The organism is Chromobacterium sp. FG89 (genome assembly GCF_057808735.1).
In genome coordinates, this window is sequence record NZ_JBMDIQ010000005.1 from 225,094 (window position 1) to 238,241 (window position 13,148).

Consider the following 13,148-nt stretch of genomic DNA (forward strand, 5'->3'; position numbering starts at 1 on the left):
CATTCGGGTCAGAAAGCCAGGCCCAGGCTGAGGTTCCAGCGGATCTTGCCGTCGCGCTCCGCCTTGGCGAAGTCGAAGGCCAGCGGAGCCACCGGGCTCATCCAGCGCACGCCGACGCCGTTGGCGCGCTCCACTTGGAAGCCTTTCCAGCTCTGGCTGGCGTTGCCGGCGTCGGTGAACAGCGCCAGATACCAGTCCGGTTTGATCGGGATTTGGTACTCCAGGCTGCCGGTGGCCACCACGCGGCCGCCCAGCACCGAGCCGTTGGGGCCCGGCAGGCCCAGGCTCTGGTAATCGTAGCCACGCACGCTGTTGGCGCCGCCGGCGCGGAACAGGATGGAGGACGGCACCGCGTCCTTGTCGTTGGCCCACACCTGGCCCAGTTCCAGCCGGCCGACGAAGGTGCCGTACTTGGGAAACGGCGACCAGTATCCGACGGTGCGGGCGTAGCCGCGCACATAGGAGGTGGAGGACAGGGCGCTGCCGACGGTGCCGGAGAGCTGGAAGTCCAGCAAAACGCCGGAGCGCGGCCGCATCAAATCGTCCACCGCGCGCTGGGTCCAACCGTAGACCAGCTGCAAGGCGCGGGTGTCCTTATTGGACACGCCGCCGGCCTCTTCGCTTTCCAGCAGGTATTGCAGGCCGAGACGGGCCTCGATATTGCCGCGGGTGCGGGTGCGCCAGCCGCCCACGTCGCTGCTGCGGGTTTTCAGGCCCTGCACGTCGTCGGTCTTGAAAGCGCTGGTGATGGAATGGGAATAGCCGTCGGACTGGCGCGGAAAGCCCAGGCCCAGCGACAGCGATTGCTGGTTTTTCTTCCAGTTGGTCACCAAGGAGCCGGTGTAGCCGCGGCGGAAAATATTGTAATGGTCGTAGCCGACGCGCAGGCCGGGGCCGTCGCCGGAGTCGTAGATCAAACCCAGCTCCAGCTTCTGGCGCGGCATCTCGGTGACGTCCACCTCCACCGGCACCCGATGGGTGTCCGGGTCGATATGGGCCATGTCGGGGCTGACCACCACATTGGAGAAATGCGGCGCCTGCTCCAGCGCCGACTGGTAATCGAAGATCTTCTGCAGCCGGTAGGCGGTGCCGGGGGAGAAGTCGGCCAGACCGGTGGCGATCTTCTCCGGATAACGCTTCATGCCTTTGACGGTGATCTCGCCGAACAGGATCACCGGCCCGCTGTCGATGTCCACCAGCAATTGCGCACGACGGGTGGCCGGATCGATTTCCGCCGCGCTCTTGCTGATCTGCGCCTTGGGAAAGCGATCGGCGGTGATGAGCCGCATCACCGCGCGCTTGCTGCCGTCCCAATCGGACTGCCGGTAAGGCGCGCCCATGGGCAGCGACCAGGCTTCCAGCACCGCGGCGAAGCGTTGCTGGAAGTCGCCTTCGTCGCGTATCGGCCCGTTAAGGCGGATGACCACGTCGTCTATCAGCGTGGGCTCGCCGGGCTTGACCTCGATCACGTACTGCCGGGCGCTTTCTTCGCGCACATTGACGCGCGCGTCGAAATAACCCTCGGTCTCCAGCAGCTTGCGCGCGTCCTCCGGGGTGCTGCGCACCAACTCGGTCAACAGCGTCTCGTCCATTTCTTCTTCCAGACGGCTGGTGACCAATTCCAGATTGTCTTGCAGCAAGCCGGCCAGGCCGGAAGGCGCGTCGACGCGCACGCTGTAATCGAGCTTGGCCCAGACGGGCGTCGCCGACAGCAATAAGATCAATGAAATAAGCAGGCGGGAGCTTGGCATGGTCCGATTCGTTTGGTGTCGAGGCCATGGTAACGAAACTTGCGGCGGCTGGCGAGAAGCGGCGGGGCGGCTTCAAAATCGCGGGAACAGACCGGCGTTTTCTTAAACCAAAAGCTTAATTTATATTCAACCGTAATTCAGATTCACACGCGACAGCCATACGTTTTCCTCATGGCGGCCGCTCACGCGCGCCGATTACGGGCGCAGGGCGGTGTGACAGGCGAAATCGGCAATAGTTTTGCCGCCCCGTCATTTAAGACGATGCGCATAAAAAAGGGCGGACCCGAAAGTCCGCCCCTCATCCTTACCGCGCCGCGCTTACTTCTTGCGCTGCGGCGGCAAATCGGTGCAAGTGCCGTGCGCCACTTCCGCCGCCATGCCGATGGACTCGCCCATGGTCGGGTGCGGGTGAATGGTCTTGCCGATGTCGGTGGCGTCGCAGCCCATTTCGATGGCCAGGCAGACTTCGCCTATCATGTCGCCCGCGTGCGGGCCGACAATGCCGCCGCCGATGATCTGGTGGCTTTCGGCGTCGAAGATCAGCTTGGTGAAGCCTTCGTCGCGGCCGTTGGCGATGGCGCGGCCGGAGGCGGCCCACGGGAACACGCCCTTCTCGATCTTCAGACCCTGCTTCTTGGCCTCGTCCTCGGTGACGCCGACCCAAGCCACTTCCGGATCGGTGTAAGCCACGCCCGGAATCACGCGCGCGTCGAAGTAGGACTTCTGGCCGGCGCAGTTTTCCGCCGCCACATGGCCTTCATGCACGCCCTTGTGCGCCAGCATCGGCTGGCCGACGATGTCGCCGATGGCGAAGATGTGCGGCACATTGGTGCGCTGCTGCTTGTCCACCGGGATGAAGCCGCGGTCGGTCACCGCGATGCCGGCGTTCTCGGCACCCAGCAGCTTGCCGTTGGGCGCGCGGCCGGTGGCGTACAGCACCAGGTCGTAGCGCTGCGGCTCTTTCGGCGCTTGATCGCCCTCGAAAGTCACCCACACGCCGTCGTCCTTGGGCTCCACGGCCACGGTCTTGGTGTTGAGCATGATGTTGTCGAAACGGTGGGCGTTCCACTTCTGCCACACTTTGACCAGGTCGCGGTCCGCGCCCTGCATCAGGCCGTCCATCATTTCCACCACGTCCAGGCGCGCGCCCAGCGTGGAGTAAACGGTGCCCATTTCCAGGCCGATGATGCCGCCGCCGATGATCAGCATGCGGTTGGCCACGCCCTTCAGCTCCAGCGCGCCGGTGGAATCCACCACGCGCGGATCGTCCGGGATGAAGGGCAGCTTCACCACGCGGGAACCGGCGGCGATGATGGCGTTCTTGAATTTGACGATCTTCTTCTCGCCGCTCTCTTCGCGTCCCTTGCCGGTAGTGGCGGACACTTCGATATGATGCGGATCGATGAAATGGCCGTTGCCGCGCACGACTTCCACCTTGCGCGCCTTGGCCATGCCGGCGAGGCCGCCGGTCAGCTTGGCGATTACTTTTTCCTTGTAACCGCGCAGCATGTCGATGTCCACTTCCGGCTTGCCGAACTTGATGCCGTTGGCGGCCAGATGGCTGACTTCGTCGATCACCGCCGCATTGTGCAGCAGCGCCTTGGACGGGATGCAGCCCACGTTCAGGCAGACGCCGCCCAGGGTGGCGTAGCGCTCGACGATGACTACTTTCAGGCCCAGGTCGGCCGCGCGGAAGGCGGCGGAATAACCGCCGGGACCGCCGCCCAACACCATCACGTCGCACTCGATGTCGGCGCCGCCGCTATGGCTGGCGGCCACCGGAGCGGCTTGCGGCGCGAAACCGGCCTGGGTGGTGGCGGAAGCGACGCCGGTGGTTTCCACCGGCTTGGGCGCGGCCGGAGCCGCGGCGGCGCCGGCGGCTTCAACGATCACGATCACATCGCCTTCGGACACTTTGCCGCCGACGGCGATCTTGACTTCTTTTACCACGCCGGCGGTTTCCGCCGGCACTTCCATCGTGGCCTTGTCGGTTTCCAGCGTGATAAGGCTGGCTTCTTTCTCGATCACGTCGCCCGGCTTGACGAAGACTTCGATCACGTCCACGTTGTTGTGGCCGCCGATGTCCGGGACTTTCAGTTCAATCAGATTGCTCATGGTTTTCCATCCGCAACGTAAGGCGGAAGCCCGGGGGCCCCCGCCGCTATTCAGCAGAGTCGTTCGCTTGGGCGGCGCGCTCCGGCCAGGCCGGGGCGTCCGCCCGGCTGGCGATTACAGAATCAGGCGGCGCACATCGGACAGCAGTTTGCCCAGATGCACGGTGAAGCGCGCGGCGGCGGCGCCGTCGATCACGCGGTGATCGAAGGACAGCGACAGCGGGCACATCAGGCGCGGCGCGAATTCCTTGCCGTTCCACACCGGCTTGATCTGCGATTTGCAGACGCCGAGGATGGCCACTTCCGGCGCGTTGACGATGGGCGTGAAGCTGGTGCCGCCAATGCCGCCCAGGCTGGAGATGGTGAAGGTGGCGCCCTGCATGTCGGTGGGCTTGAGCTTGCCTTCGCGCGCCAGCTTGGACAGATCGGTCAGTTCCTGGGCGATCTGGCGCAGGCCCTTCTTGTCCGCGTCCTTGATCACCGGCACCACCAGGCCGTTAGGCGTGTCGGCGGCGAAGCCGATGTGGTAGTACTGCTTCAGCACCAGATTGTCGCCGTCCAGCGAGCTGTTGAAGTTCGGGAAAGCTTTCAGCGCCTCGGCGGCGGCCTTGATGATGAAGGCCAGCGGGCTGATCTTCAGGCCGGACTTTTCCCATTCCTTGCCCACGGTCTTGCGGAAGTCTTCCAGCTCGGTGATGTCGCACTCGTCGTTGAAGGTTACGTGCGGGATCATCACCCAGTTGCGCGACAGATTGGCACCGGAAATCTTCTGGATGCGGGACAGCGGCTTGGTTTCGATCGGGCCGAACTTGGCGAAATCGACTTTCGGCCACGGCAGCAGATCCAGACCGCCGCCGGAGGAGGCCGCGGCGGCCGGGGCCAGCGCCGCCGGGTTCTGCATCACGCCCTTGACGAAGGCTTTGACGTCTTCTTCGGTAATGCGGCCCTTGCGGCCGTTGCCCTTGACCTTGCCCAGGTCCACGCCCAGTTCGCGCGCCAGACGGCGCACGGACGGACCGGCGTGGGCCTTGGAGAAGGAGGCTTCGTCGATGGCGGCGGCGGCCTTGGCAGGAGCGGCGGCGGGCGCGGCGGCCACCGGGGCAGGGGCAGCCGAGGCGGCGGCAGGAGCCGGGGCCGCAACGGCAGCAACCGGAGCGGCGGCGGCGGCAACGGCGCCTTCGACCACCACGATCAGATCGCCTTCGCTGACCTTGTCGCCCACTTTCACTTTGACTTCCACCACGCGGCCGGCGGCGGAGGCCGGCACTTCCATGGTGGCCTTGTCGGTTTCCAGCGTGATCAGGCTGTCGTCGACGGCGATCTCATCGCCGACCTTGACGGTCACTTCGATCACGTCGACGCCGTTGTGGCCGCCGATGTCCGGCACGCGGATTTCGCTGCGGCCGGAAGCCGCCGGCGCGGCAGCGGGAGCGGCTGCAACCGGAGCCGGAGCCGCGGCCGGGGCGGCGGCGGCCGGGGCCAGGGCCGGCGCGGACGCTGCGGCGCCCACTTCCAGGATGGCGATCACGTCGCCTTCGGAGATCTTGCCGCCGACGACGGCTTTGACTTCCTTGATCACGCCCGCCGTTTCCGCCGGCACTTCCATGGTGGCCTTGTCGGTTTCCAGCGTGATCAGGGAATCGTCCACGGACACGGTCTGGCCCGGGACGATGAATACTTCGATGATGTCTACATTGCTGTGACCGCCGATGTCGGGCACTTTCAATTCGATCAGATTGCTCATGAGCTTTCCATTCGTAAGGCGGAAGCCCCTGTCGGGGCTTGCCACCGGATATCCGCTACAGATTCGCTTGCCATGCAAAGGCGGAAGACCCCGGCCTGAACCGGGGCTTCCGCTCTGCGATTACACCTTCCAGCTAGGCAGCTTGTCGGTCTTGATGCCGTACTTGGCGATCGCCTCGGCCACCTTGGACGCTTCGATCTTGCCGTCGCGCGCCAGTGCGGACAAGGCCGCCAGCGCCACGTGGTAGCGATCCACCTCGAAGAAGGAACGCAGGTTGGCGCGGCTGTCGGAACGGCCGAAGCCGTCGGTGCCCAGCACCACGTAACGGCCCGGAACGTATTCGCGGATCTGGTCGGCGTAGTTGCGGATGTAGTCGGTCGCGGCCACCACCGGACCCTGACGGCCGGACAACTGCTGGGCCACGTAGGAGGCCCGCGCTTCGGCGGTCGGGTTCAGCAGGTTGTGACGCTCGGCTTCCATGCCGTCGCGGCGCAGCTGGTTGAAGGAGGTCACGCTCCAGATGTCGGCGCCGATGCCGAAGTCGGCCTTCAGCAGATCGGCCGCGGCCATCACTTCGCGCAGAATGGTGCCGGAGCCCATCAGCTGCACTTTCACCTGGGCGTCGCCGCCGTCCTGCAGCAGATACATGCCTTTCAGGATGCCCTCTTCCGCGCCCGCCGGCATCGCCGGGTGAACGTAGTTTTCGTTCATCAGGGTCAGGTAGTAGAAGACGTCTTCCTGCTCCGCGTACATGCGGCGCAGACCGTCCTGCACGATCACCGCCAGTTCGTAAGCGAAGGTCGGGTCGTAGCTGATGCAGTTCGGGATCAGGCCGGCCTGGATGTGGCTGTGGCCGTCTTCGTGCTGCAGGCCTTCGCCGTTCAGCGTGGTGCGGCCGGCGGTGCCGCCCAGCAGGAAGCCGCGGGCGCGCATGTCGCCGGCGGCCCAGGCCAGGTCGCCGATGCGCTGGAAGCCGAACATCGAGTAGTAGATGTAGAACGGAATCATCTGCTGGCTGCTGTTGGCGTAGCTGGTCGCCGCGGCGATCCAGTCAGCCATCGCGCCCGGCTCGTTGATGCCTTCCTGCAGGATCTGGCCGTCCTTGGATTCCTTGTAGAACATCAGCTGGTCATGATCCTGCGGCACGTAGTTCTGACCCTGGGTGGACCAGATGCCGTACTGGCGGAACATGCCTTCCATGCCGAAGGTGCGGGACTCGTCCGGCACGATGGGCACTACGCGCTGACCGATGTTCTTGTCCTTCATGATGGTGCCCAGCATGCGGACGAAGGCCATGGTGGTGGAGAACTCGCGGTCGCCGGACGCTTGCAGCTGCGCGTCGAACACGGACAGTTCCGGCGTTTGCAGCGCGGTGGTCACCGGCTTGCGGGCCGGCAGGTAGCCGCCCAGCGCGGCGCGGCGTTCGCGCATGTACTTCATTTCCGGGCTGTCTTCGGCCGGCAGGTAGTACGGCACGTTCGCCAGGTCCTCGTCGGACACCGGAATGCCGAAGCGGTCGCGGAATTTGCGCAGCGAATCCAGATCCATTTTCTTGGCCTGGTGCGCGATGTTCTTGGCTTCGCCGGACGCGCCCATGCCGTAACCCTTGATGGTCTTGGCCAGGATCACGGTCGGACGGCCGTTGGCGCTGTTGGACGCCTCGTGGTAGGCGGCGTACACCTTGTGCGGGTCATGGCCGCCGCGGTTCAGCGCCCAGATCTCGTCGTCGGACATATTGGCGACCATTTCGCGCAGCTCCGGGTACTTGCCGAAGAAGTGTTCGCGAACGTAAGCGCCGTCCTTGGATTTGAAGGTCTGGTAGTCGCCGTCCACGCACTCGTCCATGCGCTTCTTCAGCAGGCCCTTGCTGTCCATCGCCAGCAGCGGGTCCCAACGCGAGCCCCAGATCACTTTCAGCACGTTCCAGCCGGAACCGCGGAAGTCGCCTTCCAGCTCCTGAATGATCTTGCCGTTGCCGCGCACCGGGCCGTCCAGACGCTGCAGGTTGCAGTTGACCACGAAGATCAGGTTGTCCAGGCCTTCGCGGGCGGCCATGGAGATGGCGCCCAGGGACTCCGGCTCGTCCATCTCGCCATCGCCGCAGAAACACCAGACTTTGCGGCCGTGGGTCTTGGCCAGACCGCGGCTTTCCAGGTACTTGAGGAAGCGGGCTTGGTAGATGGCCATCAAGGGGCCCAGGCCCATCGACACGGTCGGGAACTGCCAGAAGTCCTTCATCAGCCACGGGTGCGGGTAGGAGGACAGGCCGTTGCCGTCCACTTCCTGGCGGAAGCTGTCCAGCTGCTCGGCGGACAGGCGGCCTTCCATGAAGGCGCGCGCGTACACGCCCGGGGAAATGTGGCCTTGGAAGTAGATCAGATCGCCGTCTTGCTCATCGTTCTGGGCGCGCCAGAAATGGTTGAAGCCCACGTCGTACAGGGTGGCGGAGGATTGGAAGGAGGCGATGTGGCCGCCCAGCTCCAGATCCTTCTTGCCGGCGCGCAGCACCAAAGCGGCGGCGTTCCAGCGGTTGATCGAGCGGATGCGATGCTCCATCTCGTGGTTGCCCGGCGACTTGACTTCTTTGCCGAGCGGAATGCTGTTCTGGTATGCGGTGGTGGCGTCAAACGGCAGATGGGCGCCGCGGCGGCGGGTGCGCTCGACCAGTTTCTCCAACAGGTAATGCGCGCGTTCCGGGCCTTCGGCATCCAGCACCGACTCCAGCGCTTCAGTCCATTCCTGGGTTTCCAACGGATCGATATCGTCAGGGAAAGTTGCAGCCATCTCTGGTCCTCACAGCAAGGTGGATCGGGGGCCGTATGTAGCACTGCGCGGCCCCGCGTTATTGCAATCGGCTCGAATTCGAACCTATTTATTAGCTTCAGATTATAAACGAACGCAATCGCAAATAAAAATGTTCATTTGCGAAAAGAGCGCCGTATCTTGAGCAAGTGTACGTCTTCCGGCTTTCACAAAGGAATAGGTCAAGCGTACTAACGCTTGTTTCGGGGCGGAAAACAGCGGTTATTGCGCCGCACCATGTTGTTTTTTTGCGATTTACTGTCGCAAATTGAAACATTCGTTTCAGTTGCGCGCTTACTTCTTTCTCTCGTCCCGGACGAGCCGGTCCAGTTCGCGGATGCGCGCTTCGATTGAGGAGCGCAGGTAGAAATCGTCGCCCTTGGCCTTGCCGGCCAGTTGGAACTGCTCCATCGCCGGCTGATAGCGCTGTTCATGATAGAAGGCGTTGCCCAAGGCCGCGTGGTAACGCAGCGGGTCGCGGTCGGCGTACAAGCTGGCCTGACGCCGATACAGCCCCGGATTGTCCGGATGGCGGTTCAGCTGGGTCTTGATCAGGGCCAGCGCGCCCTGGCTGTCGCCGCTGGCGATGGCGACGTCGATGTCCAGCAACTGCAGCGACAGGCTCTGCGGAAAACGGGCCAGCCCGGCGCGCGCCGCGTTGCGGGCGGCCGGCCAGTCCTTGCGTTCGCGCTCTATCGCCACGTCCAGGCCCCGCAGCATCGGGTGGTCCGGCAGCTTGGTCCGCGCCTTGGCCAGCGCCTGGCGCGCGCCGGCGATATCGCGCTGACGCAGCTTGACCTGGGCCAGACCATACCACTGCGCGCCCTCGTTCAGGTACAGGCCGCGGTCCAGCGCCGCCTCGTAATAGCGCTCCCCTTCGTCCGGCGTCAGCGTCGCGGCGCGCAGTTTCTCGCGCACCAGCAGGTAATCGACGCTGTCGGCGCGCATCTTCACCGGGTAGTCCAGCGCTCGGTTTTCCGCTTCGCTGATGCGCTCCAGCGTCACCGGGTGGGTGCGCAGGAAGGCCAGCGCCGCGTTGTCGCTGTAACGCTCGTTCAGCTGCAGCCGCTGAAAGAAAGCCGGCATGCTGCGCACGTCGAAGCCGGCCTGGCTCATGTATTGCATGCCGACGCGGTCGGCTTCGCGTTCGAAATCGCGCGAAAACGCCAGTTGGTTGGAAATCGACAGCCCCATGCCGGCGGACACCACGCCCATCGCGCCTTGGCCGCTGCCGGCCTTGGCCGCCAGCGCGGCGGCGATGATGGTGCCCAACAACAGCAAGGGGCTGGTGGCGCTGCTGGCCGCCTTCATCCGCGCGATGTGGCGCTGGGCGACGTGGGCGGTTTCATGCCCCAGCACCGAGGCGAGCTCGCCTTCGCTCTGGGTCGCCAGCAGCAGTCCGATATTGATGCCGATATAGCCGCCGGGCATGGCGAAGGCGTTGATGCCGCTGTCGTTGACGCAGAAATAGGTGAAACCGACGCCGGGCAGCTTGACGCCGCTGGACAGCCGGCCGCCGATATCGTTGAGGTAATCGTTGACCTCCTGATCGTCGACGATGTCTCCCGCCTCCAGCATGGCGCGCCAGGCCTGGCGGCCGATGCGGTTTTCATCCGCCAGCGTCAGCGAGGCGTCCGACACCTCGCCCAGATCGGGCAAATCGGCATAGCTGACGGACGGGTGCAACAAGCTCAGCGCCAGCACGCCGGCCAGCAGGGTCTGTTTGGTCATCCGGCTATGATAGCCAGGTTCGCCCACAAGTTGCATGAGGCGGCGCAACATCAACTGTCAAAGAGTATGAGCTTCCCCGCCATCCCGCCGCGGCGCGGTCAGCGCCTCCCACGCCGCTTGCGCGCTCAAGTGCACGCGGCCGTTGAAACCGGCCAGCAGGCCGCCGCCCTCCATCCGCTGCGCCACCGGCCCCTTGATCTCGGCCAGGTGCAGCGTCACGCCGCGCGCCGCCAGCTCCGCGTCCAGCCGCGCCAGCATCAGCAAGGCGCTGGTATCCACGCGATTGACCGCGCTCATGATCAGCACCAATCGCGTGCTTCCGGCCTGAGCGGCCAGCCGGCGCAGCGTCTCGCCGCGCACTTGGCGGGCGTTGCCGAAGAACAGGCTTTCGTCCACGCGCAGAAACAGCGCGCCGGGCAGGCGCTCCACCGCGAAACGCAGCCGATTGCGGAAATGATGACTGCCCGGCAGCCGGCCCAGTTCGGCGATATGCGGCCGGCTGCTGCGCCACAACATGGCCGCCAGCGACATCAGCACGCCGGCGACGATGCCGGAGTCCACCCCCAGCCACAGCACCAGAACAAAGGTCAGCGCGAACGCCGCCGCATCGGCGCGATCGACGCGCCAGGCCAGACGCAGGCTGTCGAAACGTATCATGGCGCTGACCGAGGCGATGATCATCGCCGCCAATACCGATAGCGGCAGCAAGGCCAGCGCCGCGGCGGCGAAGCCGGCCAGCAGCATGAGGCCCAGGGCGGCGATCACCGAGGCCAGTTGAGTCTGGGCCCCGGCCTCGGCGTTGACCATGGAGCGGGTCAGCCCGCCGGTGACCGGGAAGCCGCCGGACAGGCCGGCGCCGATATTGCACAGGCCCAGCGCCAACAGCTCCCGGTCCGGATCCACCTCGTCGCCGCGGCGCTGCGCCAGCGCCTGAGCCACCGCCAGGCTCTGCACGTAATTGATCAGCGCGATGAAAAAGGCCGGCAAGGCCAGCTGCGACCACTGCTCCAGGCTCAGCCCCGGCCAGGTCGGCGCCGGCAGGCCCGGCGGGATCTCGCCCACCACCGGCAAGGCGGAGCGCAAATCCAGACCGGCCACCAGCCCCATGCCCAGCAGCACCGCCAATAGCGGCGCCAGCCGCAGCCATAATTGCCGCGCCGGCGCGCTCAGGCCGCAGCGGCGCAGCAGCGGTTCGCCCAGCCAACGCGCCAGCAGCAGCAAGGCCAAGGCCGGAGCGCCGAGCAAGAGCGCGGCGGAATTGAACCCTTCGGCCGCTCGCCACAGCCCGGCCAGCAGCTGCGGCAAGGACGCGCCGCCGGCCTGCACGCCCAGCAAGGGCGCCAGCTGCGACAACACGATCAGCAAGGCCGACGCCGAAGTGAAGGCCGCCAGCACCGGCTCGGACAAGAGATCGGCGACGAAGCCCAGCCTCAGCAGGCCCAGCGCCGCCAGCATCGCGCCGGACAACAGCGCCAGGCCAATGGCCAGCGCCAGATAATCTCCCGAACCCGGCTCGGCCAGCCGCGACAGCGTAGCCGCCACCAATAAGGAAGTCATCGCCATCGGCCCCACCGACTGCGCGTGGCTGCGGCCGGCCAGCGCGTAAATCAGCAAGGGCGCAATGCTAGCGTACAAACCCGCCTGCGCCGGCAAGCCGGCCACCAGCGCGTAAGCCAGCCCTTGCGGCGCCAGCAACAGGGTCACCACCAGGCCCGCGCCCAGATCGCCCGGCAAGTAAGCGCGCCGGTAGCCGCGCAGCCAGGCAGGCAACCAAAGCCTCATCCGCGCCGCTCCCATCGTCCGGCCAGCCACAGGCCGGCCGCCATCGCCGGCAAAAACCAAGCGCTCTGCGGCGACAACATGCCGCCCAGCAACAAGGCCGGCCCCGGACAGATGCCGGCCAGGCCCCAGCCAATGCCGAACAAGAGGCTGCCGCCTATCAGCCGGCGCGTCAGCGGCGTCTTGGCCGGCCAAGACGCCGGCTCGCCCAAGAACGCGCGCGGGCGGCGCTCGGCCAGACGGAAAGCCGGCCAGGCCGCGACGACGGCGCCGGCCATCACCAACGCCAGGCTGGGGTCCCAAGCGCCGCCCAGATCCAGAAAGGCCAGCACCTTGGCCGGATTGGCCATGCCGGACAGCAACAGCCCCAGGCCGAACAACAGGCCCGCGCCCGCCATCGACAATAAGCGCTTCCACTCCGCCGCCATCTTCACGCCCCCCAATGTCTGAACACGGCCACCACCACGAAGCCGGCGAACATAAAGGCCGCCGTCGCCGCCAAGGAGCGCGGCGACATGCGCGCCAGCCCGCAAACGCCGTGGCCGCTGGTGCAGCCGGAACCCAGGCCCGCGCCGAGGCCCACCAGCAAGCCGGCGGCCAGCAAGCGCAAGCCACCGGCCTCGATCTTGACGACGGGCAATTCGCCCGCCGCCAGCCACCACAGCGCCGGCGCGGCCGTCAGGCCCAGAAGAAAGGCCAAGCGCGCGCGCCAGTCCGCCCGCCGTCCCAGCAGGCCGGCCACCATGCCGCTGATGCCGGCGACGCGGCCGTGCGACAGAGCCAACCAGCCCGCCGCCGCGCCTATCAACGCCCCGCCCGACAGGGCGGACCACGGCGTGAACACCGCCCAATCCACGACCATCACGCCGCCCCTGCCGGCTGGTCGGCGCAGAACAGCGCGTGCAAGGCGTTCAGCAAGGCCAGGGCGTCGGCGCTGGCCACGCTGTAATACACCCATTTGCCTTCGCGCCGCGTCGCCACCAGGCCCTCATTGCGCAATACGCCCAACTGCTGCGACAAAGAGGGCTGACGGATGCCGGTCAGACGCTCCAGCTCCGACACCGATTTCTCGCCGTCCACCAGCTGGCACAGCAGCAGCAGCCTGTCCTCGTTGGCCAGGCCCTTCAACAATAAGGCGGCGCGGCCGGCATTGGCGCGCAGCATGTTCAAATCCATATTTCGTTCTCCCGCCGCCGCGATCCGGCGTCGCAAACATTATGTTTTATA

General features: G+C 65.8%; 9 protein-coding genes. All 9 read right to left on the reverse strand.

All coding sequences use genetic code 11. From position 1 onward, the window contains the following. Nucleotides 1-8 precede the first annotated feature (8 nt). A complete protein-coding gene (locus tag ACODRW_RS07295) occupies nt 9-1,751 on the reverse strand; it encodes an autotransporter assembly complex protein TamA (protein WP_235085830.1) in 1,743 nt (580 codons plus the stop codon). Nucleotides 1,752-2,069: 318 nt separating this feature from the next. Beyond that, nucleotides 2,070-3,866, reverse strand: a complete 1,797-nt coding sequence (lpdA, locus tag ACODRW_RS07300; protein ID WP_107801037.1) for a dihydrolipoyl dehydrogenase — start codon at nt 3,864-3,866, stop codon at nt 2,070-2,072. 114 nt (nt 3,867-3,980) lie between these two features. Then, nucleotides 3,981-5,609, reverse strand: a complete 1,629-nt coding sequence (aceF, locus tag ACODRW_RS07305) for a dihydrolipoyllysine-residue acetyltransferase (RefSeq protein ID WP_488905439.1) — start codon at nt 5,607-5,609, stop codon at nt 3,981-3,983. 120 nt (nt 5,610-5,729) lie between these two features. Beyond that, nucleotides 5,730-8,393, reverse strand: a complete 2,664-nt coding sequence (gene aceE, locus ACODRW_RS07310) for a pyruvate dehydrogenase (acetyl-transferring), homodimeric type (RefSeq protein ID WP_235085826.1) — start codon at nt 8,391-8,393, stop codon at nt 5,730-5,732. A gap of 312 nt (nt 8,394-8,705) precedes the next feature. After that, nucleotides 8,706-10,142 (reverse strand): M48 family metalloprotease, encoded by a 1,437-nt coding sequence (locus tag ACODRW_RS07315; protein WP_253313876.1) that lies wholly within the window; start codon nt 10,140-10,142, stop codon nt 8,706-8,708. Between the two features lie 57 nt (nt 10,143-10,199). Further along, a complete protein-coding gene (locus ACODRW_RS07320) occupies nt 10,200-11,924 on the reverse strand; it encodes a SulP family inorganic anion transporter (RefSeq protein ID WP_488905440.1) in 1,725 nt (574 codons plus the stop codon). After that, the gene (locus tag ACODRW_RS07325; RefSeq protein WP_107801042.1) at nt 11,921-12,349 is read right to left on the reverse strand and encodes a DUF6691 family protein; all 429 of its coding nucleotides are present in this window, start codon (nt 12,347-12,349) and stop codon (nt 11,921-11,923) included. Before ACODRW_RS07325 ends, ACODRW_RS07320 begins: the two co-directional genes overlap by 4 nt. Before the next feature lie 2 nt (nt 12,350-12,351). Further along, complete coding sequence (locus tag ACODRW_RS07330) at nt 12,352-12,783, reverse strand: YeeE/YedE family protein (RefSeq protein WP_486636100.1); 432 nt, start codon at nt 12,781-12,783, stop codon at nt 12,352-12,354. Then, nucleotides 12,783-13,097, reverse strand: coding sequence for an ArsR/SmtB family transcription factor (locus ACODRW_RS07335; protein WP_043589439.1), 315 nt, complete (start codon nt 13,095-13,097; stop codon nt 12,783-12,785). The genes ACODRW_RS07330 and ACODRW_RS07335 overlap by 1 nt, the downstream gene beginning before the upstream one ends. Nucleotides 13,098-13,148: the final 51 nt, after the last annotated feature.